Origin of the sequence: Thalassovita mediterranea (genome assembly GCF_001458435.1) — a bacterium.
Taxonomy (GTDB): Bacteria; Pseudomonadota; Alphaproteobacteria; order Rhodobacterales; family Rhodobacteraceae; genus Thalassobius; species Thalassobius mediterraneus.
Genome location: NZ_CYSF01000009.1, coordinates 194,395 through 216,570 on the forward strand (window position 1 = coordinate 194,395; position 22,176 = coordinate 216,570).

Annotated in this window: 16 protein-coding genes and 1 tRNA gene; 10 read left to right on the plus strand and 7 right to left on the minus strand. The window is 59.7% G+C overall.

What is annotated here, in order from left to right:
• Window positions 1-34: 34 nt before the first annotated feature.
• Complete coding sequence (gene typA, locus TM5383_RS10790; protein ID WP_058319044.1) at window positions 35-1,852, plus strand: translational GTPase TypA; 1,818 nt, start codon at window positions 35-37, stop codon at window positions 1,850-1,852.
• 84 nt (window positions 1,853-1,936) lie between these two features.
• Here the strand turns inward: typA and TM5383_RS10795 are convergent, their stop codons facing one another.
• The 4 genes from TM5383_RS10795 to recA form a co-directional block, all read right to left on the minus strand.
• Window positions 1,937-2,710, minus strand: coding sequence for a class II glutamine amidotransferase (locus TM5383_RS10795; protein WP_058319045.1), 774 nt, complete (start codon window positions 2,708-2,710; stop codon window positions 1,937-1,939).
• 97 nt (window positions 2,711-2,807) lie between these two features.
• A complete protein-coding gene (locus TM5383_RS10800) occupies window positions 2,808-3,095 on the minus strand; it encodes a DUF1330 domain-containing protein (RefSeq protein WP_058319046.1) in 288 nt (95 codons plus the stop codon).
• A 107-nt stretch (window positions 3,096-3,202) separates the two neighbouring features.
• Entirely contained in the window at window positions 3,203-5,863 is a 2,661-nt protein-coding gene (gene alaS / locus TM5383_RS10805; protein WP_058319047.1) for an alanine--tRNA ligase, read from the minus strand.
• 209 nt (window positions 5,864-6,072) lie between these two features.
• Window positions 6,073-7,140, minus strand: a complete 1,068-nt coding sequence (recA, locus tag TM5383_RS10810; RefSeq protein WP_058319048.1) for a recombinase RecA — start codon at window positions 7,138-7,140, stop codon at window positions 6,073-6,075.
• A gap of 189 nt (window positions 7,141-7,329) precedes the next feature.
• Between recA and TM5383_RS10815 the strand changes: the two genes are divergently transcribed.
• Window positions 7,330-7,926 carry a sulfotransferase family 2 domain-containing protein gene (locus tag TM5383_RS10815; protein ID WP_058319049.1) on the plus strand — a complete coding sequence of 199 codons (597 nt, stop codon included), beginning with the start codon at window positions 7,330-7,332 and terminating at the stop codon, window positions 7,924-7,926.
• Here the strand turns inward: TM5383_RS10815 and TM5383_RS10820 are convergent.
• Both TM5383_RS10820 and TM5383_RS10825 read right to left on the minus strand, forming a co-directional pair.
• Window positions 7,923-10,250 carry a hybrid sensor histidine kinase/response regulator gene (locus TM5383_RS10820; RefSeq protein WP_143570208.1) on the minus strand — a complete coding sequence of 776 codons (2,328 nt, stop codon included), beginning with the start codon at window positions 10,248-10,250 and terminating at the stop codon, window positions 7,923-7,925. The two genes, TM5383_RS10815 and TM5383_RS10820, sit on opposite strands and share 4 nt — an antisense overlap.
• Window positions 10,251-10,517: 267 nt before the next feature.
• Window positions 10,518-11,675 carry an RsmB/NOP family class I SAM-dependent RNA methyltransferase gene (locus tag TM5383_RS10825; protein ID WP_058319051.1) on the minus strand — a complete coding sequence of 386 codons (1,158 nt, stop codon included), beginning with the start codon at window positions 11,673-11,675 and terminating at the stop codon, window positions 10,518-10,520.
• A gap of 138 nt (window positions 11,676-11,813) precedes the next feature.
• Here TM5383_RS10825 and TM5383_RS10830 point away from each other — a divergent pair, with 138 nt between their 5' ends.
• Entirely contained in the window at window positions 11,814-12,158 is a 345-nt protein-coding gene (locus TM5383_RS10830) for a RidA family protein (RefSeq protein WP_058319052.1), read from the plus strand.
• 107 nt (window positions 12,159-12,265) lie between these two features.
• Here the strand turns inward: TM5383_RS10830 and guaB are convergent, their stop codons facing one another.
• The gene (guaB, locus tag TM5383_RS10835) at window positions 12,266-13,708 is read right to left on the minus strand and encodes an IMP dehydrogenase (protein ID WP_370695971.1); all 1,443 of its coding nucleotides are present in this window, start codon (window positions 13,706-13,708) and stop codon (window positions 12,266-12,268) included.
• Between the two features lie 270 nt (window positions 13,709-13,978).
• Between guaB and TM5383_RS10840 the strand changes: the two genes are divergently transcribed.
• From TM5383_RS10840 to TM5383_RS10870, 7 genes are all read left to right on the plus strand, one after another.
• The gene (locus TM5383_RS10840; RefSeq protein WP_058319054.1) at window positions 13,979-15,133 is read left to right on the plus strand and encodes a CaiB/BaiF CoA transferase family protein; all 1,155 of its coding nucleotides are present in this window, start codon (window positions 13,979-13,981) and stop codon (window positions 15,131-15,133) included.
• A 188-nt stretch (window positions 15,134-15,321) separates the two neighbouring features.
• Window positions 15,322-16,281: an agmatinase gene (speB, locus tag TM5383_RS10845; RefSeq protein WP_058319055.1), complete on the plus strand. Its 960-nt coding sequence runs from the start codon at window positions 15,322-15,324 to the stop codon at window positions 16,279-16,281.
• A gap of 149 nt (window positions 16,282-16,430) precedes the next feature.
• Window positions 16,431-18,491 carry an ASKHA domain-containing protein gene (locus tag TM5383_RS10850; RefSeq protein WP_058319056.1) on the plus strand — a complete coding sequence of 687 codons (2,061 nt, stop codon included), beginning with the start codon at window positions 16,431-16,433 and terminating at the stop codon, window positions 18,489-18,491.
• 120 nt (window positions 18,492-18,611) lie between these two features.
• Entirely contained in the window at window positions 18,612-19,823 is a 1,212-nt protein-coding gene (locus TM5383_RS10855) for a T6SS phospholipase effector Tle1-like catalytic domain-containing protein (RefSeq protein ID WP_058319057.1), read from the plus strand.
• A 44-nt stretch (window positions 19,824-19,867) separates the two neighbouring features.
• Window positions 19,868-19,941 (plus strand) — tRNA-Gly (locus TM5383_RS10860).
• A 100-nt stretch (window positions 19,942-20,041) separates the two neighbouring features.
• Window positions 20,042-21,106 (plus strand): AbrB family transcriptional regulator, encoded by a 1,065-nt coding sequence (locus tag TM5383_RS10865; protein ID WP_058319058.1) that lies wholly within the window; start codon window positions 20,042-20,044, stop codon window positions 21,104-21,106.
• A 126-nt stretch (window positions 21,107-21,232) separates the two neighbouring features.
• A complete protein-coding gene (locus TM5383_RS10870) occupies window positions 21,233-21,991 on the plus strand; it encodes an SDR family NAD(P)-dependent oxidoreductase (RefSeq protein ID WP_058319059.1) in 759 nt (252 codons plus the stop codon).
• The last annotated feature ends 185 nt before the right edge of the window (window positions 21,992-22,176 follow it).

Here is a 22,176-nt window from a genome sequence, read left to right on the forward strand (position 1 = left end):
TATAGCCGGAGCGCGAACAAACAAGGACAGCCTTATGGATCTGCGCAACATCGCCATTATCGCCCACGTTGACCACGGCAAAACCACGCTTGTGGATGAGCTGCTGAAGCAGTCGGGCGCCTTCCGTGAAAACCAAGCCGTGGCCGAACGTGCCATGGACAGCAACGACCTGGAACGTGAACGTGGCATCACCATCTTCGCGAAACCCACCAGCGTTGAATGGAAAGACACCCGTATCAACATCGTGGACACCCCCGGCCACGCCGACTTCGGCGGCGAGGTAGAGCGTATCCTGTCGATGGTTGACGGTGTTGTCCTGCTGGTTGACGCCGCCGAAGGCCCGATGCCGCAGACCAAATTCGTAACCTCGAAAGCACTGGCACTGGGCCTGCGCCCCATTGTGGTTCTGAACAAGGTCGACAAACCCGACGCCGAACCCGATCGCGCGCTGGACGAGGTGTTTGACCTGTTCTCGTCGCTGGATGCGAACGAAGATCAGCTGGATTTCCCGCACATGTACGCCTCTGGCCGTTCTGGCTGGGCCGATCATGATCTGGATGGCCCGCGCAAAGACCTGCACGCGCTGTTTGACCTGATCGTCAACCACGTGCCGGAACCCAAGCAGGTGAAACAGCAAGGCGACGATTTCCGCATGCTGGCGACCACCCTTGGCTCGGACCCGTTCATGGGCCGCACCCTGACCGGTCGCGTTGAATCCGGCAAAATCGCTGTGGGTGCCACCGTTCAGGCGATCAGCCGCATCGGCCAGAAAATCGAACAGTTCCGCGTCACCAAAATTCAGGCCTTCCGCGGCCTGCAAAACGCCGACATCGATGAAGCCACCGCAGGCGACATCGTCACCCTCGCCGGTATGTCGAAGGCCACCGTGGCTGACACCATCTGCGCATTGGCCGTGGATGAGGCGCTGGACGCACAGCCCATCGACCCGCCGACCATCACCGTGACCTTTGGCATCAACGACAGCCCGCTGGCGGGTCGTGACGGCAAAAAGGTTCAGTCGCGCGTGATCCGTGACCGTCTGTACAAAGAAGCGGAATCCAACGTCGCAATCAAAATCGAAGACACCCCCGGCGGCGAAGCTTTTGAGGTGTCCGGTCGTGGCGAACTGCAAATGGGTGTTCTGATTGAAAACATGCGCCGTGAGGATTTCGAACTGTCGATCTCCCGCCCGCAGGTGATCATGAAAGAAGAAGACGGCCAGCGCATCGAACCCGTCGAAGAAGTCACCATCGACGTGGATGACGAATACTCCGGCGCGGTGATCGAAAAACTGACCGGTGCGCGCAAAGGTGATCTGGTGGAAATGCGCCAGAACTCGGGCAAGACCCGTATCATCGCCCACGTCCCGTCGCGTGGCCTGATCGGCTACCACGGCGAATTCCTGACCGACACCCGCGGCACCGGCGTTCTGAACCGCGTGTTCCAAGGCTGGACCGCGCACAAAGGCCCGATCCCCGGCCGTCGTGCAGGCGTTCTGATCTCGATGGAAGATGGTGAGGCCGTGGCCTACGCGCTGTGGAACCTCGAAGATCGTGGCCGCATGATGATCGGCGCTCAGGCGAAGGTGTATCAGGGCATGATCATCGGCGAACACTCGCGCGATAACGATCTGGAAGTGAACCCGCTGAAGGGTAAGAAGCTGACCAACGTGCGTGCCTCCGGCAGCGACGAAGCGGTCCGTCTGACCACCCCGATCACGCTGAGCCTGGAAGAGGCGATTGCCTACATCAACGACGACGAACTGGTGGAAGTGACCCCCAACTCGATCCGTCTGCGCAAACGCTACCTCGACCCGCATGAGCGTAAGCGTATGGCGAAAGCCAACCAGTAAGACACTGGCATAGAATTAGAAAAGCCCGGTGAGAGTGATCTCACCGGGCTTTCTCTTTCTAATCTCGGCGCCGCTCAATGCCGCTCAGTGTGGCTCAAACGGCTCAATCACCGCATCAGACGCGGTGAAGGTGCAAAACGATCCCGCAGGCACCTCTTCCCAACAGTCGCCCGTATGCAGTGGCTCAGACACAACCATACGCCCCTGCCCGTTTGGCCCCACATGGCTATAGACCGTGGGCGCACGGCTATCAGAAGAATAGCGCACCGCGAATAGTTTCTCGCCACAGCTGAACGCCGCTGCCAGCCGCATATGCGGCGTGGTGCCGTGTTCACGGCTCAGCCGTTCCAGAATGGCAACCGCGCGTTCCATCGCGCCTTTGGGATCCTCAAACAGCCCCTCGGACACCGCGATCAAAAACAACGCCTCACTGTCGGTGGCGCCTTTGCGTTCGGGATACAGCTCATCGGGAATCAACATGTCCGCGCGGCGGCGGAACGTCTCAAATCCCCCGACCTGCCCGTTGTGCATGAACGACCAACAGCCCGAGGTGAACGGGTGGCAGTTATTGCGGCTGGTCGCCGTGCCAGTCGACGCGCGCACATGTGCCAGAAACAGCCCTGATTTCACCTGATGCGTCAACGAACGCAGATTAGGATCAGACCATGCCGGATGGGTATCGCGATAAATCCCCGGCGTGCCGCGATCCCCGTACCAGGCCACACCAAACCCATCGGCATTGGTCGCGGTTTTGCATTCATTGGCAGAAATGCTCTGCGCAATCAGCGAATGGTCCGGTTTGCTGACCAGATCCTCTAGGTAAACGGGGGATCCGATATAGGCGGCCCAGCGGCACATGGGGTGTCTCCTGCACTTCTTGGTATGCGTCCTCACAGACCACAAAAAAGGCCCACGCGGAAGGCGCAGGCCAATCTGCTGTTATGCACAGAAGTGGTCATTCGGTCGTTTCGACCACCATCAATTCACGCTCTGACGCATCGCGCGCGTGGCTTAGCGCCTCTTGGTATTCGGGGCTGTTGTAGCAATCGACAGCCGCCTCAACACTGGGGAATCGCGCGACGACATTGCGCGGACGTTCCTTGCCCTCTAGCTGCACAAAACGGGCGGCGCGGGCGATGAAGTGGCCACCATGTTTGGCGATCGCAGGCCCTGCAAGGGCGGCGTATTTTCCGTAGGCCTCTTCGTCGGTGACGGTGACGTGGGCGATCCAAAGTGCGGGCATGAAAACTCCTCCGGCGTATGTGTTTCCCTAAAGATTAGAGAAACCGCCGGAGGAGCCAATTGTTTTATGCGCTAAGGCGCGAAGTTTTTTGACCAACGGGTCGAATATTAGCCGGTGATCGCCGCCTCTGCCGCGGCGATGGCTGCATCGGCGTTGGCAACATCCTTGCCGCCACCTTGGGCCATGTCAGGACGACCACCGCCGCCCTTACCGCCCAGTTCCGGCACAGCCGCCTTCACCAGATCCACCGCCGACACCTTGTCGGTTGCGTCCTTGGTCACGCCAGCGGCCACGGCCACTTTGCCGCCTGTGTCCGCGATCAGCAGAACCGCGCCAGTGCCCAGACGTTCCTTATGCTCATCAATCAGTGCGGGCAGATCCTTGCCCGACACGCCGGACAGTACCTGCGCGATGAACTTCACACCGTTGATTTCCTTGGCTTCCACGCCGCCGCCATTCGATGCACCGCCCGCCATTGCCAGTTCACGACGCAGCTGTGCCACCTCGTTTTCCAGCTTCTTACGTTCGTCCATCAGGCCGCGCACACGATCCGCAACTTCGGCCGGTTTGGTTTTCAGAACCAGTGCAACCTCAGCCAAACGCTGATCCTGCTGCGCCAGATACTCCATCGCGGCCTGACCAGTCAGTGCCTCAATCCGGCGCACACCAGCGGAGGACGCGCTGTCCCCCAGCGCCACAAAGGCGCCGATATCACCGGTTTGGCGCACATGCGTACCGCCACACAGTTCCAGCGAATAGGTGTTGCCATCGTTGCCCTTGCCGGACCCGTCCTGCACACCCATCGACACAACGCGCACTTCGTCGCCGTATTTCTCACCAAACAACGCCTGCGCACCCAGCGCGCGGGCATCATCGGGGGTCATGATACGGGTCGTGACCTCGGTGTTCTGGCGGATGTAGGCGTTCACGTCACGCTCCACACGGGCCAGTTCATCTGCGGTCAGCGCCTTGGCATGGCTGAAGTCAAAGCGCAGTCGATCCGGCGCGTTCAGCGAGCCGCGTTGCGCCACATGTTCACCCAGCGCCTCGCGCAGGGCTTCGTGCAGCAGGTGCGTGGCCGAGTGGTTGGCGCGAATGGTGCTGCGGCGGACGTGATCGACGATCAGCTGCGCGGCGGCGCCTTTGGACAGTTCACCTTCGGTCACTTCGGCGAAGTGGATGAAGACGCCAGCGGCCTTGCGGGTGTCGGTCACGCGGGCTTCACCGCCATCAACCTTGATCACGCCGGTATCGCCAACCTGGCCACCGCTTTCTGCGTAGAACGGCGTTTGGTTTACAGCGATCTGCACGCTGTCACCCTTGGCAACCCTATTAACCTGCGCACCGTTCTTGATCAGCGCCACAACCTGCCCTTCGGCCACTTCGGTGTCATAGCCTAGGAATTCGGTGACGCCACCCGCTTCGGCCACGTCGAACCAAATGGTTGCATCCGCCGCCTCACCCGAACCAGCCCAAGCCGCGCGCGCCTTGGCTTTCTGCTCTTCCATCGCGGCGTCAAAACCGTCGGTGTCCACGGTCAGGCCCTTTTCACGCAGCGCATCCTGCGTCAGGTCCAGCGGGAAGCCGTAGGTGTCATAAAGCTTGAACGCGGTTTCGCCGTTCAGCGCGTCGCCTTCGTTCAGGTCCGCAACCTCACCGTCCAGCAATTTCAGACCGCGATCCAGCGTCTGCTTGAACCGGGTTTCTTCCAGTTGCAGCGTTTCTTCGATCATCGGCTGCGCTTGGCGCAGTTCCGGATAGGCGTCGCCCATCTGGCTGACCAGCGCCGGCACCAGCTGGTGCATCACCGGATCTTTGGCTCCCAGCAGGTGCGCGTGACGCATGGCGCGGCGCATGATGCGGCGCAGCACGTAGCCGCGTCCGTCGTTCGACGGCATCACACCATCCGCGATCAGGAACGAGGTCGAACGCAGGTGGTCCGCGATCACGCGGTGATGCACGTTCTGATCACCGTAGGGGTCAACGTTGGTCACGTTGGCCGAGGCCTCGATCAGCGATTTGAACAGGTCAGTGTCGTAGTTGTCATGGCTGCCCTGCAGCAACGCGCCGATCCGTTCCAGCCCCATGCCGGTGTCGATCGACTGCATGTCCAGATCGGTCATCGAGCCGTCTTCGAACCGTTCATTCTGCATGAACACAACGTTCCAAATCTCGATAAAGCGGTCGCCGTCTTCCTCAGGGCTGCCCGGAGGGCCACCCCAGATGTGATCGCCGTGATCATAGAAAATCTCGGTACACGGACCGCAGGGGCCGGTCGGGCCCATCTGCCAGAAGTTGTCAGAAGTGGCGATGCGGATGATGCGATCCTCGGGCACGCCGAGTTTTTTCCACATCTCAAACGCTTCGTCATCGGTGTGATACACCGTGGTCAGCAGGCGCGATTTGTCGATGCCAAACTCTTTGGTCACCAGTTCCCATGCAAAGGGGATCGCCTCAGACTTGAAATAGTCGCCAAAGCTGAAGTTGCCCAGCATCTCAAAGAACGTGTGGTGGCGTGCGGTGTAGCCCACGTTATCAAGGTCGTTATGCTTGCCGCCAGCGCGCACACATTTTTGCGACGTGGTGGCGCGGGTATAGTCGCGTTTTTCGACGCCGGTGAAGCAGTTTTTGAACTGCACCATGCCAGAGTTGGTGAACATCAGCGTCGGATCGTTACGCGGCACCAGCGGGCTGGAGGACACGATCTCGTGCCCCTGTTTCTGGAAGTAGTTCAGAAAAGTCGAACGGATTTCGTTAAGACTGGGCATCGGCCTGAAATTCCCCAATAGATCGGTTTCACGCTGATGTATCCGCAGGATAGGGCCATGTCCACTGCTACCTCTGCGAAAGCAGGGCCGCATGGCCATTACGGATGTCACGTTTTGTTAATCCGCCCCCCAAGGCGGCGGGCACATCAAATGCAAAAGCCGCGGCAATCATGCCGCGGCCCTTAGTCGGTTCAGATCTAGTCAGAGGATCAGGATTCCAAAATATCCTCGTCATCCTTGTCCATATCAAATTCCAGCCCGTGGGCGGCGCGGATCTTATCCTCAATCTCGGTCGCAATCTCGACGTTGTCGCGCAGGAACTGTTTGGCGTTTTCACGCCCCTGCCCCAGACGATCATCCGCATAAGAGAACCACGCGCCGGATTTATCAACCACGCCAGCCTTTACCCCCAGATCCAGCAATTCGCCGGTTTTGGAGATGCCTTCGCCATACATGATGTCAAATTCCACCTGTTTGAACGGCGGCGACACTTTGTTTTTCACGACCTTCACACGGGTGGCGTTACCCACAACCTCATCACGGTCCTTGATCGCGCCGATGCGGCGGATGTCCAGACGGACGGAGGAGTAGAATTTCAACGCATTACCGCCAGTGGTGGTTTCGGGGCTGCCGAACATGACGCCGATTTTCATCCGGATCTGGTTGATGAAGACCACCATACAGTTCGAACGATTGATCGACCCAGTCAGCTTACGCATCGCCTGGCTCATCAGGCGGGCCTGAACGCCAACATTGCTGTCGCCCATGTCGCCTTCCAGTTCCGATTTCGGCGTCAGCGCTGCAACCGAATCGACCACAACCATGCTGACCGCACCAGAGCGCACCAAGGTGTCGACAATTTCCAGCGCCTGTTCACCAGTATCGGGCTGCGAAATCAGCAACTCATCAAGGTTAACGCCCAGCTTTTTGGCGTATTGCGGGTCAAGCGCATGTTCCGCGTCCACAAAGGCACAAATACCGCCCTTTTTCTGCTCTTCTGCAACGCAGTGCAGGGTCAGCGTCGTCTTGCCCGAGCTTTCAGGGCCGTAAATTTCAATGATCCGCCCCTTGGGCAGGCCACCGATGCCCAGCGCAATGTCGAGCCCGAGGGAACCGGTGGAGGTCGCCTCAATCTCGGGGACGACGTTTTCGCCGCCCAGTTTCATGATCGAGCCCTTGCCGAACTGACGTTCGATCTGTGCCAGAGCGCTATCCAGCGCCTTTTGCTTGTCCGCGTTGCGTTTGCTGTCCATCGAAAGAAGATCTGCCATAGCCATTGTTATGCTGTCCTTATCCCACAGCCGCGGCGCCGCGGCAATCCCTGGATGTTCTCATCTTGTTCCTACTGTGTATGAGATCAAAACAGGAACATTGCAAGAAATTTCTTCGCAGCCAGTATTTGACCAAACTGGTTAAGGAATGGTTTATAGAACGCGCGCAGGTGCAACTTCAGGAGGCGGCGTCGTATGTTGGTGTTTTGGAAGCAAAATTTGGTGTTCCTCTCGGTGCCCAAAACAGGCACCACCGCCTATGAGAAAGCGCTGGCGCCGCTGGCCTCGATGTCGGTCCAGGATCCGCCGGAACTGAAACACTCGCCACTTTTTCGCTACAACCGCTTCTTTCGGCCAATGTTCGAAAAGGTTTGTGGGCAAGAGCCCGAAATACTGGCGGTGGTTCGTGAACCGGTCAGTTGGCTGGGCAGCTGGTATCGGTATCGCCGTCGCCCGTTTCTGTCGGGCCGCCCCAATTCCACTGAAAACATCAGTTTCGACGAATTTGTAGACGCCTATTGTCGCGGCGACACCCCGGCCTTTGCCCGCGTGGGCAGCCAGGCCAAGTTTCTGGAACCGCGCCCCAATGGGACAAACGTCACACATCTGTTCCGCTATGAGGATCAGGCGCCGCTGATCGCCTTTCTGGAGGCAAGGCTGGACTGCTCGCTGGATCTTGGGCGCGAAAACGTCTCTCCAACGATGGAGCTGGAGCTGAGCGCCAAGACGCGCGCCAAGCTGGAGCGCAAATTCAGCGACGATTTCGACCTATGGGAAAGCAGTGCGCGCTAGCGCATCTGGTTTTGAACCGTCTCTGTCAACTCGTCCAACGTGAAAGGCTTGGGTAGAAACTGCGCCTGCGCAAATTCGTGACGCGAATCCTGTAGCGCGTCTTCGGCATAGCCAGAAACAAAGACGACCGGCACCCCAGGTCTGGTTTTCAACGCCTCTCGCACCCAGGTCGGCCCATCCATTCCAGGCATAATCACATCAGTCAGGAACAAATCCACGGTCAGCGCCTCATCCGAGAGTAACTCCAATGCTTCCTCTGCACAGCAGGCTTCGACCACCTTGAAACCCGACAGTTGCAGCGCGCGCGCCGTAAAGGCCCGCACAGGCGCCTCATCCTCGACCATTAGGATGGTGCCTGCGCCAGTGACAGAAGTTGCAGGAGATACCGTTTCGGTTTTGCGCGTAACAGCAGCTTCAAATGCCGCCGGAAACATGAGCGTGAACCGTGTCCCTTCGCCGACGATGCTGTCGACAAAGACAAACCCGCCACTTTGTTTGACGATGCCATAAACCGTCGACAGTCCCAATCCGGTGCCTTTGCCCGGCCCCTTGGTCGTGTAAAAGGGTTCAAACACCTTCTGCAGCTTGTCCGGCGCGATCCCGCAGCCGCCATCCTCAACCTCGATCACCAGATAGTCGCCTGCTGGGACGGTTACGTGATCGCGGACCAATGGCGCCGCCACTTTTTGGTTGCCTGCATTGATATCTATCTGCCCCTGCCCGTTCATCGCATCGCGGGCGTTTACAACCAGGTTCATCATTACCTGTTCCAGCTGACGTCGATCAGCGCGCAAGTTGTGGATATCTGGATCAACCTTCAGGGACAACGTCACACGTTCCCCAACCAACCGGTTCAACAGATGCGCAAGTTCCGAAAGAACATCGCGCAGCCCCATCACCTCTGGGCGCAGGGTCTGCTTGCGCGAAAAGGCCAATAGCTGCCCGACCAAAGCCGCCGCGCGATTGGAGTTTTGCCGGATCTGCATCAGGTCGCTGAAGTCTTTGTCGTCTTCAACGCGGTGACGCAGCAACAAATCACAATGCCCCGAAATCGCAGTCAGCAAGTTGTTGAAATCATGCGCGATCCCCCCGGCAAGTTCACCAACGGCCTGCATTTTCTGGCTTTGGGCGAATTGATCCTCTAGAGATTTGATCATTGTCGCATCACTTAGAACCGCCAACAGGCGGCGCCCCTCGCTCTGTTCGATCTGGCACAAGGATACCTGCACGAATAGGTCATCCGTATGTCCTTTGACCCGCAAAAATTCGGATTTGGTCGGCGCGCTATCAGATAGCGCCAACGCCAACCATTCGCGCACGTCGCGGCCCGGGCCCTCTAGAGTGTCGCCCAGATAACATGGCAGGTCTGGTTCAATCTGCAGCAGGGATTGTGCTGCGTGATTGGCCCCCAGAATACGGCCCTTTCCATCCAGACGCAGGATCGCCAAAGGCAACAGATCCAACGCACCGTCCCCGACACCGCCCTGACTTAACCCATCGCCATCCATCATCGGCAGAAAGTAGATCTCTCGGCGGCCCATACTTTGTTCGACAAAATGGGCCAGACAGTTGCGCGGCCCCGCCTGTGACAAGGCCACCGCAAAACGCCCCGAGGTGGTCGGCGGGTCGGGGAACACCTCCTCCAACGCATTAGGTCGGGCGCCGCAGAAATCGCGCGCTGCCTCATTCATGAACAGGATCGTGTTCCCCCGGCCAATCGTCAACATAGGCAAGCCCGCCCCGGAACGCTGACGCGCGGGGCCGATGCCGCGATCTTCTAGGCGCCAAAGATATCCAACACGGGGCTGACGATGGACCGAGAGGCGCAAATATCCCTGACGTGTGATTGCCTCCTCCTCGGCGACGCCAACCTTGTCGGCCTGCGCTTTCAATCGGTCCAAGATAGCATTGGGATTGGCGAAAATATCGCTCACAGCCTCGCTCAGCGATCGGGCCGATTGCCAACGCCCCTGCTGGCGGGCCGCGTTATTCATATAATGCAACGCATTACTGCGATCCGTAACGAAACAGGGCGTGGGGTCCCCATCCAGATACCGCCCCATACGTGCCACGTGTAGCTGCAGCACCCATCGTCCAATCCATTGCAGGACAATGCGCAGTGGGAACAGAGTTAACAGGGTTGCGCCAATGCTGGCAAAAAACAACGACCAGCCATTGGGCGTCAGAAACGAGGCCGCAGCAAAACTCCCCCCCAATAACACCAGACCAGTTGCGATATGCCGATCGCGCGCGGCGCGGTCGTCATTCACTGTTGAGCGATCATCTGTTGCGCCAGCGCGACGTGTGTCCGGCTGCAGGAACATGACATCGGGCAAAACCCCCGCCCGCGCGGCCGCAATGCCAGATGACCCTGCGCCATGCGCTACCGCAGTGGGCGCATCGCCTATTCGCTGCGCCTGAGGTCGCTGCTTCAGTCTGCGCTCTGCCTGTCGGTCCTGCGTTTCAATCACAACTGCCCACCCTTCCGTCACCGTGTCCGCAACGCAGTATGGCCGAGAGAGACTTAACAGTTACTTAATGGAATAGAGGGACCAAGGTGCGCGCAAAACATAACCAAGGGTTGCACTGACTTATTGTGCTGTCAAGATCGCCAGATAGAAGCCATCGCCATCCGCACCGGGAAGCCAGTGAATTTCGCGGGTCAGAGAAAACCCCTGATTTTCAGCCAGGAAACTGGCCACCACATCGTCATTTTCCTGTTTCAACACCGAACAGGTCGCATAGGCGAGCGTGCCACCCGTCGCCACCAAATCCGCGGCACGGCGCAGAATTTGCCCCTGTAGCTGGGTCAGATCATGCAACCCATCGGCGTCCATGCGCCACTTCCCCTCGGGCGCGCGGCGCCAACTGCCACTGCCGGAACAGGGCACATCGCACAGGATCAGGTCAAAGGGCGCAGCACCTTCGGGGTTATTGCACACCTCGATCTGCGCGCTGGCGCGGCGGGCGCGTTCGGGCAGATCACGCAGCCGTTGGGCGTTGGCGTCATAGGCCATGAACCGCGCTTTGGCGCGTGCGGCCATCGCCAGTGATTTGCCGCCGCCACCGGCACACATATCCAGCACCTTTTGCCCATCTTCCAACGGCAACGCCTCGGCCACCGCCTGACTGGCACCGTCCTGCAATTCCACCAGACCGTCGCGGTAGGCGTTGGAATTGTTGATCTTGCGCGCACCCTCGGTGACGTGCAGCGCGTTTGGCGCGGCCTCGGACACCTCAGCAATGATGCCTTCGGCGGCGAGCTTGGGGATCGCAGCATCGCGGCTCAGTTTACGACTGTTGACCCGCAACATCACCGGCGCACGGTGGCGCAATGCCTCGGCATACTCCGCCAGATCATCGCCCAGACTGTCGCGGAACATCTCCAGCAGCGCCTCTGGCAGGTCGAGGGCAGCGCCGCCTTCGGCGGGCTGGCCTGCGGCCTGCTCTGCCTCGGACAGGGTGGCAGGCGCATGGCCTTCACCGGTGAAGACCGTGGCCGGATCAATGCCCTCTTGACGCAACAGACCCAACACCATCGCACGCCCAGTTTCCACGCCGCCCTCAACAGCGGTACTGCGCTTGCGGCGCAGGATGTCGAAAACATGATCGCGGATTGCCGCGCGGTCCTTGGATCCGGCAAACCGCGACCGACGCGCCCATGTGGTCAGCGCCTTTTCAGCAGGCGTTCCGTCCAAAATCTGATCGAGGATTTCAATGGCGGCACCATATCGGGCGGCTGGGGTCATCGGGGCATCCTCGCTTAGCTATCAGGCGTTTTGGCGGGGATAGCAGTGGCGGGCAGTGGCGACAAGCGTAACAGCGTGACTTGACCGGCGTGCGTGATGTGGCGCAAGCAGGGGACAACACAACGAAGGATGAAAGATATGATCGAACGCATGCACACCGGCCAGCGGATGAGCAAGATCGTCAAGCACAACGGCACCGTTTACCTGTGCGGTCAGGTCGGCAAGGCCGAGGATGGCATCAAGGAACAAACCGCCGAATGTCTGGCCCGCGTTGAGGCGTTATTGGCAGAGGCCGGGTCCAGCAAGGAACAGATCCTGCAGGCAATCGTCTGGGTGTCGGATATGAAGTATTTTGCCGAGATGAACGAGGTTTGGGACGCATGGGTGCCCGAAGGCCACGCCCCTGCCCGCGCCTGTGGCGAAGCGAAACTGGCACGGCCAGAGCTGTTAGTAGAGGTGATTGTGACGGCGGCGTGTGATTAAGCTTCGGCCCGCCAACTCATCCAAAAGCAAAGAGCGCGTGGTTTCCTCCACGCGCTCTTTTTATGTCATGTGCACCCCGCCCTCGGGCACAAACCTATCACGGCACCTTACCCAATCCGGTAGTTCGGTGCCTCGCGGGTGATCTGAACGTCATGCACGTGGCTTTCCTTCAGACCGGCACCAGTGATGCGGACGAAGTTCGACTGGGTGCGCATCTCGGCCACGGTGGCGTTGCCAGTGTAGCCCATCGCTGCGCGCAGACCGCCCACCAACTGGTGGATCACCGTGCCAGCCGGACCTTTGTAGGGCACCTGACCTTCGATGCCTTCGGGCACCAGTTTGTCGCTGGCCGCATCCTTCTGGAAGTAGCGATCGGCCGAGCCACGCGCCATCGCGCCAAGGCTACCCATGCCACGGTAGGATTTGAACGAACGACCTTGGTACAGGATCACCTCACCCGGGCTTTCATCCGTGCCCGCGATCATCGACCCGACCATGGCGCAAGAGGCACCTGCGGCAATCGCCTTGGCAAAATCGCCGGAGAATTTGATGCCACCGTCGGCAATCACCGGAATGTCGCCCGCCGCTGCGGCGCAATCCATGATCGCGGTCAGCTGCGGCACGCCGACACCTGCCACCATACGGGTGGTACAGATGGAACCTGGGCCGATGCCAACCTTCACCGCATCTGCGCCCGCGTCGATCAGCGCCTTGGTCGCGTCGCCGGTGGCCACGTTGCCCGCGATGACCTGAACGCCACTGTTCAGCGCCTTCACACGTTTCACCGCCTCGATCACGCCCTCAGAATGGCCGTGCGCGGTATCAACAACCACAACGTCCACGCCTGCATCAATCAGCGCCTCGGAACGGGCAAAGCCGCTGTCACCGACAGACGACGCGGCCGCAACGCGCAGACGACCCAGATCGTCTTTACATGCGGTGGGGTTCAACACCGCCATTTCGGTGTCTTTCAAGGTCAGCATGCCAGTCAGCTTGCCCGCGCCATCATGCACCAGCAGTTTTTCAATGCGACGTGCGCGCATCAGGCTCTTGGCTTCGTCCAGATCGGCAGGCTCTGCCAGCATCGCCAGATCCTGCGTCGTCATCATTTCGCGCACCGGCATATCGTCGGAATTGGCAAAACGCATGTCACGGTTGGTCAGAATGCCGACCACACGACCTTCGTTATCAACGACAGGGAAACCGGTGAACTTGTACCGTTCCACCAGTGCCTTGGCATCGGCCAGCGTCTGATCGGCGGTCAGGGTCACGGGGTTGTAAACGATCCCCGATTCAAACCGTTTCACCCGACGCACTTCGCGCGCCTGTTCTTCGACGTTGAGGTTTTTGTGAATAACCCCCATGCCGCCTGCCTGCGCCATGGCAATCGCCATCCGGCTTTCGGTCACGGTGTCCATCGCCGAGCTGAGCAGCGGAATGTTCATCGCAATATTACGCGTCACCTGCGTGCGCGTATCCGCCGTGTTTGGCAAAACACTGGAAGCCGCCGGCACCAGCAAAACATCATCAAAAGTGAGAGCCTCACGAATTTGCATAACCCGTCCTCATGCATAACCCCGTTTGGCGATGACCCTATGTCACATATTTCCCAAAGGGGGAAGCCCCCACATCTGCAATCCCATCACAATTTTGCTGCACCTGCAAAAAGCGCAGGTATCCGATCACCATATGCGGTGAATTTTCCGCCGCCAGCCGCCCTTTCACAAAGCTGAAGAGTCTGATCTGTATCAATGCGGCACAGTATGACAGCGCTATCAAGCGGCCAAACAGACCCCACTCCTGACCAGAGGATCGTACATATGAGTGCCCCCCTTTCCGGTATCACAATCCTGGACCTGACCCATGTTCTAGCTGGCCCCTACGCTTCGATGATCTTTGCCGATCTGGGCGCACGGGTGATCAAGGTGGAACGCCCCGGTATTGGCGATGACACCCGCGCCTTCCCGCCCTTCAAAGACGGGCAAAGCGCCTATTTTGCCACCATCAACCACGGCAAGGAAAGCATCGCGCTGGATCTGAAACAACAAGACGACCGCGCGATTTTTGATCAGCTGTTGGAACACGCCGATGTGGTGCTGGAAAACTATCGCCCAGGTGTGATGGAAAAACTGGGCTATGGTTGGGAGGATCTGCACAAACGCCTGCCCTCGCTGATCTATGGCGCTGTATCCGGCTTTGGTCACACGGGACCAGAGGCGTTGAAGCCCGCCTATGACATGGTGGTGCAGGCCCGTGGCGGGGTGATGTCGATCACTGGCGAACGGGACCGCGAACCAGTGCGCGTCGGCGCCTCTATCGGGGATATTGTGGCGGGGATGTTTCTGGCCCAAGGCGTCACTGCTGCGCTGCTGCAACGGCGCGACACAGGGCTGGGCCAAAAGGTGGATATCGCCATGCTGGACAGTCAGTTGGCGCTGTTGGAACATGCGGTCGCGCTCACCTCGGTCACCGGAGAGGCCCCGCGCCCATCCGGTGCGCGCCATCCGTCGATCACCCCGTTTGAGACCTTCCATGCCGAAGATGGGTTGTTTGTCATCGCCGCAGGCAATGACGCGCTGTTTTCGCGCCTGTGTGACGCACTGCAACTGCCGCTGGCGGCGGACGAACGGTTCGCCACCAACCCCGCGCGCTGTGACAACGCCCGCCTGCTGAAACGTTTGATCGAGGCGGTGACGCTCGGCGCGCCCAAGGCGCACTGGATCGAGGTTCTGACAGAGGCAGGCATTCCCACCGGCCCGATCCAAAACGTCGCCGAGGTGATGAAAGACCCGCAGATCCTGTCGCGCAACATGGTGGTGGATGTGCTGGACAAGGCAGGCAAGCCGCAGTTCACCGCCGCCGGCAACCCGATCAAACTGTCTGGCATGACGGACAGCACCACCCGCGGCCCGTCGCCTGCCCTAGATGGAGATCGGGCAGAGATTTTGGCCTGGCTCGCAGAGGCAGAAAGCTAACGGCGCCTTCAACTGGGTGCGCCCCCGGATCAAGTCCGGGGGTTGGCTCAATGCACACCCGCTAGGTAAACCCGCACACGCCTCGGACCTGATCCGGGGCCTCCTGCCGTGCCGCAACAGACAATGCTTGCCCGAACGCCTGCTTTCCCCCACTCTCCCTTAAACACAGCTAAATAAGGGAGAACGCAATGGCAGATCACGGATATGAAAGCGGACGTCTGGATCTGCCTTTTGTCGGCATCGCTACCTTTGGCAAACGTCCCTATCAGCCTGACTGGACCCAGCTAGAGGCGGATGTCGCCGTCATTGGCGCGCCCTTTGATGCAGGCACGCAGTGGCGGTCCGGTGCGCGCTTTGGCCCCCGCGCGGTGCGAGAGGCCTCGACCCTGTTCAGCTTTGGCCATGCTGGTGCCTATGATCATGAGGATGAGGCGACCTATCTGCCCGGATCCGTCCGTATGGTCGATATGGGGGATGCCGATATCGTGCACACTGACACGGTGAAAAGCCACGCCAACATCGAAACCGCCGTGCGCGCCGCCCTTGCGGCCAAGGCGCTGCCGGTGGTGATTGGTGGCGATCATTCAGTCAACATCCCCTGCATCAATGCCTTTGACGATCAGGGCGATTTTCATATCCTGCAAATCGACGCCCATCTGGATTTTGTCGATGAACGCCACGGGGTGCGCTTCGGCCACGGCAACCCGATGCGCCGCGCTGCTGAGAAACCCTATGTCACCGGCCTGACGCAGGTGGGCATTCGCAACGTGTCGTCCACTGCGAAAGAGGGTTATGAGGACGCCCGCGTCATGGGGTCAGACATCCTATCAGTGCGCCAAATGCGCAAGCTGGGGCCAGAGGCGACCGCCCAGCGTATCCCCGAGGGCGCGCGGGTCTATGTGACGATTGATATCGACGGTTTCTGCCCCTCTATCGCCGCAGGAACAGGCACGCCCAGCCATGGTGGGTTCCTGTTCTATGAGGTGCTGGAGCTGCTGCAACAGGTCGCCCAACGGCATGAGATTATCGGCATTGATCTGGTCGAAGTGGCGCCGGATTACGATCCATCGGGCGGCACGCAAATCCTGGCGGCGCAGGTTTTGCTGAACCTCCTCGGCTTCATCTTCCACGCGCGCGGATACCGCTAACGGCCAACCGCTCACTGCGACCTAACTGCCAAAATATAACTATAAAATTCAACTTCATGACGCGGTTGGAATGGTTTATGCCGCCTTTGCACTGTCGGGCGGTTTGCGTCGCCCTATGCTAAACTCACGCGAACAATATGTGATGAGCCATGACCACTGAGCCAAACACCGATCCTCTTGTCATCTTCACGCCCTCGGGGCAGCGCGGACATTTTGCCAAAGGCACCTCGATCCTGGATGCCGCCCGTCAGCTCGGCGTTGATCTGGACAGTGTCTGCGGCGGACGCGGCATCTGTTCCAAATGTCAGGTGACGCCCTCCTTTGGCGACTTCCCCAAACACGGGCTGACTGTGTCCGAAGAAGCCCTGTCAGAGTGGAACGCAGTTGAGGAACGCTATCGCCACAAACGCGGGCTGATCCACGGCCGCCGCCTTGGCTGTCAGGCCAAGGTTGAGGGCGATGTGATCATCGACGTCCCGCCCGAAAGTCAGGTTCACAAACAGGTGGTCCGCAAAGCCGCCGACAGCCGCGTGATCGAAATGGATCCCGCCACCAAATTGGTGGTGGTCGAGGTGGAAGAGCCCGACATGCACGCCCCCACCGGCGACTTTGAACGGCTGAAGGACGCGCTGCGTGAACAGTGGCAGATCGAACGGGTCGAGGCAGACCTGAACATCCTGACCCGCCTGCAACCCACCCTGCGCAAAGGCAAGTGGCAGGTCAGCCTCGCGATGCACATCTGTCATGCCGGTGGCCCGTCGCGCATTCTGGATATCTGGCCGGGCGTTGCGGAACAGGGGCTATACGGTCTGGCGATTGACCTTGGCTCCACCACCATTGCGGCGCATCTGTGTGACCTGAGCGACGGGGCCGTGATGGCGTCATCCGGCGCGATGAACCCGCAGATCCGCTTTGGTGAAGATCTGATGAGCCGCGTCAGCTACGCGATGATGAACCCCGGTGGCGATCAGGAAATGACCAAAGCCGTGCGCGAGGCGCTGAACGGTCTGATCGCCGATCTGATCAAGGAAACCGACATTCCGCCAGAACGCCTTTATGAGGCGGTGATCGTGTGTAACCCCGTCATGCACCATCTGTTGATGGGCATTGATCCGGTGGAACTGGGGCAGGCGCCCTTTGCGCTGGCGACCTCAGACTCGCTGTCTTTGCAGGCCTCTGATCTGGACCTCTTGGCCATGGCACCGCGCGCACGGGTTTACGCCCTGCCCTGCATCGCTGGGCACGTTGGCGCCGATGCCGCTGCCGTGGCGCTGGCGGAATCACCGCAAAGCTCCAGCGATCTGGCACTGATGGTTGACGTGGGCACCAACGCGGAAATCCTGCTGGGGGATCGTGATGGCGTGTTGGCCTGTTCCTCGCCCACCGGTCCGGCGTTTGAGGGGGCGCAGATCTCCTCCGGTCAACGGGCCGCGCCGGGTGCGATTGAACGGATTGAGATTGATCCGGTGACCAAAGAGCCCCGTTTCCGCATCATCGGGGTGAACATGTGGTCCGATGAGGCCGGATTTGAAACCGCGGCGGCGGCCACTGGTATCAGCGGCATCTGTGGATCCGGAATTATCGAAGCGGTGGCTGAAATGCGCATCGCAGGCCTGCTGGATCCCACCGGGTTGATCGGTTCGGCCGAGGCAACGGGCACATCCCGCTGCATTCCCGACGGGCGCACCCATTCCTATGTGATCTGGGACGGCAGCGCCGATGGCGGGCCGGTGATCACCGTGACCCAGGGCGACATCCGCGCCATCCAGCTGGCGAAATCCGCGCTATACGCGGGTGCGCGTCTGTTGATGGATCAACGCGGTGTGGACAAGGTCGATCGCGTGGTGCTGGCCGGTGCGTTCGGTGCCCATATCAGCCCCAAACACGCGATGGTGCTGGGCATGATCCCCGATGTGCCGCTGGACAAGGTGCAATCCGCCGGCAACGCCGCAGGCACCGGTGCGCGGATCGCGCTGTGTAACCTGGGTGCGCGGGCCGAGATTGAGCGTGTGGTGCGCGAAATCACCAAGGTGGAAACCGCTGTGGAGCCGAAGTTCCAAGACCACTTCGTCGCCGCCAACGCGATCCCGCACGCCAGCGATCCCTTCCCAGAGCTGAGCCAAGTCGTCACCCTGCCGGATGTGAACTACAACACCGGCGGCGGCGATAGCGCCGAAGGTGGCCGTCGCAGACGTCGCCGCAAGGCTTAGAACCGCCGCTAGGGAATAGCCAATACTCCAAAAGGGCGTTGCTTCGTTGAGGCGACGCCCTTTCTGCGTCATACTCCCCGTATTTTAAGCATCCATTCCCTGATGGCGGAGAGAACGCCCATGTCACGCAAGTTGATTGTCTGTTTTGACGGCACCGGAAATGAGATTGAAAAGAACGAAAGCAACGTGCTGCGGCTTTATAAATGTCTGCAACATAACGACCGCCAGCTGATCTACTACGAACCGGGCGTTGGCACGCTGTCGACCCGCCCCTTTGCCCGCAACAGCTTTGACAAGGTGCGGTTGGCGCTGGGGCTGATCGCCGGTCTTGGCCTGCATGACAACGTGTTGCACGCCTACCGCTTCCTGTGTGAAAACCACCGTGAGGGGGATCAACTCTACTTCTTTGGCTATTCGCGTGGCGCCTATACCGCGCGGGTGCTGGCGGGGTTTATCAATGATTTCGGCCTTGTGGCGCCGCATGAACTGCACCTGATCGGTCCAGTGTTCAAAGCGTGGCGCAAACTGCGCCAGAACGGGCCGCGCGAACAATATGCGCCGTTGCGAATATCGCAGCAGTTCTTTCACATGCGCCACCCGTCGATCCGGTTTTTGGGGCTGTGGGACACGGTCAGCTCGATGATCCGGCTGCGGCTGAAGTGGGGGACGTTTCTGGAATTTGGCACCCACTCCAGCGTTGATGAAAACCCATCTGTGCGCGCGGTGCGCCATGCGCTGTCCATCGACGAACGCCGCCGATTTTTCCGCCATCAGTTCTGGACAGATGGTCAGACATATTACGGCAACCGCTTCAAAACAAAGAACGATCCGCCACCGCAAGACGTCAAACAAGTCTGGTTCCCCGGCACCCACACCGATGTGGCCGGCAGCGTGCCGGAAGCAGAAGCGGGCCTGAGCAAGATTACCATGCAATGGATGCGACAAGAGCTGGACGGCCTTGGCGTCGATCGGTTGGAATTCCGTGATCCCTTCTACAACCGCTATGTGCTGGGCAAAAAGGACAAGGTGACAGAGCGTATGGGGCTGAACATTTCGCCCCCAAGCCACACTGCCGCGTTGCATGATCAACTGGCGCCGCCAAAACCGTGGATCCTGTTGGAACGGCTGCCCCGACTGACCAAACGCAGCCGCTGGCCGGACCAGCGCGGGCTCTTGGGCTATTACCTACCGCTAGGTCAATACCGCTACATCCCGCCAGAGGCCACAATCCACCCTTCCGCCTTTGAACGCCGCGCGGCGCTCAGCGACTATGACCCACTGAACCTGCGGGATTTCAAACAAATGGAGACGGGGGAAGAAAAGGCATCCTGAACACCTTGACCTTCCCCGACCGCTTGGATACCTCAAGGGCGAGCGCGGGTATGGTGAAATGGTATCATGCGAGCTTCCCAAGCTTAAGGTGCGGGTTCGATTCCCGCTACCCGCTCCAACTTCCCTACCATCGACGTCGCCCGCGCACCGTAGCCCTCCGACTTGTGGCACCTGTCGCGCTGTGACATGAACATGGATACAGGTTACGGAGGCCCGCCATGAACAGCCGCAGTATACTCACCACTCTTGGGCTGTGTGTGATTGCGGGGATCGGCGGTTATCTGGCCAGCTTCACCCTGCTACCCCTGCCCTATATGTTGGGCGCTCTGCTGACATCGGGCGCGATTGCGTTGTTTCAGGAGGATCGCCTGCCGCGCGAATACCAGTTTCCGCAACGGTTCCGTCTGATTTTTATGGCGCTTGTGGGCGTGATGATCGGGGCGCAGGTGACGCCTGATTTGATCGGGCAACTGCCGGGTCTGACACTGTCGCTGGTGGCGCTGACCGCATTCACACTGCTGGCGCAGCTGGGCAACTATTTGATGTTTCGGCACGTTGGCGGATATGACCGCACAACCGCCTTGTTTGCCGGTGCGCCCGGGGGATTGCTGGAATCTCTCGCCATGGGCGAGGAACGCGGCGCCGATCTGCAATTGCTGACCATGCAACAGTTTTTACGGATCATTTTGGTGATCTCGCTGCTGCCGATGGGGCTATCGTTGTGGTACGGCACCCCGCTTGGCAGTGCAGCGGGCGCCAGTTCTGCGCCACAGGATATTGCGCCACTGACCATCGTTCTGGCGGTCTGTGTTGGCCTTCTGGGGACCGTCGCTGGCCGCTTTCTGCGCCTGCCTGCGGGGCAACTGACCGGCCCGCTGTTGGCCGCGGCTATTGTCACGGTTAGCGGGTTGGCACCACTGGCCCTGCCGGATTGGATGATCAACATGGCGCAGGTCGTTATTGGTGCATCACTGGGATTGCGGTTCAAGGGATTGCGCGGACACGCCATGATACGGGCGTTGTGGCTTTCGGGGCTATCGGTGGCATGGATGCTGGGGCTTGGATTAGCCCTATCGCTTGGGGTCGGGGCCTGGACCGGCTTGCGATTTGACATACTGCTGCTCTCTTATGCGCCGGGTGGCGTCACCGAAATGGCGCTGGTGGCGCTGAGCCTCAATGCCAACCCCGCGCTGGTCACGTTGCACCATGTCTACCGCATCTTTGTCACCGTTTTGGCAATGGGCGCATTCGCGCGTTGGCTTCTGGGGCCACAGAACCGCTAGCCCATTCTTGGCCTCACTTTGACAGCCTTCCTTTGACAGATGCCGTCGAACCCGCTACCCATTTACTGAACGATTGTTCAATTCAAGACAATCAGCGCATCACAGTGGAAAAGGGAGACACGAGGGATGGAGATGAAAGACACCTGCGCGGTGATCACTGGCGGCGCGTCCGGTCTGGGAGAGGCCACAGCCCGCGTATTTGCAGCAAGCGGCGCCAAAGTGACTCTGCTGGATCGTGACAGCACCCGTGGCGCGGCCATCGCCACAGAACTGGGCGGCACCTTTGTGGAAACCGACGTCACCGACGAAGCATCGGTTCAGGCCGCCCTGGCCACCGCACGCGACGCAATGGGTGGCCTGAACGCAGCCGTAAACTGCGCCGGTATCGCCATTGCGGAGACTGTTCTGAAAAAGGACGGCGGGCTGCATAGCCTAGAAAGCTACCGCAAGGTGATCGACGTCAATCTGGTGGGCACTTTCAATGTCGCCCGTCTGGCCGCTGATGCGATGAAGGACAATCCCCCTGCCCCTGATGGCAACCGTGGCGTCATCATCAACACGGCGTCAATCGCGGCCTTTGACGGGCAACGCGGCCAGACAGCTTATGCCAGTTCCAAAGGGGGCGTCGTCGGCCTGACCCTGCCCATGGCTCGCGATCTGGCGCGCAGCGGTATCCGTGTGATGGCAATTGCGCCGGGGATCTTTATGACCCCGATGCTGGCAGGCCTGCCACAAGAGGCACAGGATAGTCTGGCCGCATCCGTCACCAACCCCAAGCGTCTGGGCGATCCCAGCGAATATGGCCGCCTGGCAAAGTTCATCGTGGAATGCGGCTACCTGAACGGCGAAACCATCCGCATCGACGGCGCTCTGCGCATGATGTGAATCCACACAGACAACACATCAAAAAAAACGGCGGGGAAAACTCCCCGCCGTTTTGTTTTTGGACAACAAGCAAAGCGTTTAGGCTGCTTTGCGGGTTTGCGTACGTCCTTGTTGCAGCTGCGCGGCTTGGGCCCCATCCTTTGCAACAGACAGCGTTTCAACCTCCGCCGATGGCGCCTGTTCTA

What these genes read in the sequence shown, in the direction of transcription:
- TM5383_RS10800 (WP_058319046.1), bottom strand. Translation starts at nt 3,095, where the DNA reads ATGCCCGCACTTTGGATCGCCCACGTCACCGTCACCGACGAAGAGGCC.
- TM5383_RS10820 (WP_143570208.1), bottom strand. Translation starts at nt 10,250, where the DNA reads ATGTTCCTGCAGCCGGACACACGTCGCGCTGGCGCAACAGATGATCGC.
- TM5383_RS10825 (WP_058319051.1), bottom strand. Translation starts at nt 11,675, where the DNA reads ATGACCCCAGCCGCCCGATATGGTGCCGCCATTGAAATCCTCGATCAG.
- TM5383_RS10865 (WP_058319058.1), top strand. Translation starts at nt 20,042, where the DNA reads ATGAACAGCCGCAGTATACTCACCACTCTTGGGCTGTGTGTGATTGCG.
- TM5383_RS10830 (WP_058319052.1), top strand. Translation starts at nt 11,814, where the DNA reads ATGATCGAACGCATGCACACCGGCCAGCGGATGAGCAAGATCGTCAAG.
- TM5383_RS10815 (WP_058319049.1), top strand. Translation starts at nt 7,330, where the DNA reads ATGTTGGTGTTTTGGAAGCAAAATTTGGTGTTCCTCTCGGTGCCCAAA.
- TM5383_RS10840 (WP_058319054.1), top strand. Translation starts at nt 13,979, where the DNA reads ATGAGTGCCCCCCTTTCCGGTATCACAATCCTGGACCTGACCCATGTT.
- alaS (WP_058319047.1), bottom strand. Translation starts at nt 5,863, where the DNA reads ATGCCCAGTCTTAACGAAATCCGTTCGACTTTTCTGAACTACTTCCAG.
- typA (WP_058319044.1), top strand. Translation starts at nt 35, where the DNA reads ATGGATCTGCGCAACATCGCCATTATCGCCCACGTTGACCACGGCAAA.
- TM5383_RS10795 (WP_058319045.1), bottom strand. Translation starts at nt 2,710, where the DNA reads ATGTGCCGCTGGGCCGCCTATATCGGATCCCCCGTTTACCTAGAGGAT.
- TM5383_RS10855 (WP_058319057.1), top strand. Translation starts at nt 18,612, where the DNA reads ATGTCACGCAAGTTGATTGTCTGTTTTGACGGCACCGGAAATGAGATT.
- TM5383_RS10850 (WP_058319056.1), top strand. Translation starts at nt 16,431, where the DNA reads ATGACCACTGAGCCAAACACCGATCCTCTTGTCATCTTCACGCCCTCG.
- recA (WP_058319048.1), bottom strand. Translation starts at nt 7,140, where the DNA reads ATGGCTATGGCAGATCTTCTTTCGATGGACAGCAAACGCAACGCGGAC.
- TM5383_RS10870 (WP_058319059.1), top strand. Translation starts at nt 21,233, where the DNA reads ATGGAGATGAAAGACACCTGCGCGGTGATCACTGGCGGCGCGTCCGGT.
- speB (WP_058319055.1), top strand. Translation starts at nt 15,322, where the DNA reads ATGGCAGATCACGGATATGAAAGCGGACGTCTGGATCTGCCTTTTGTC.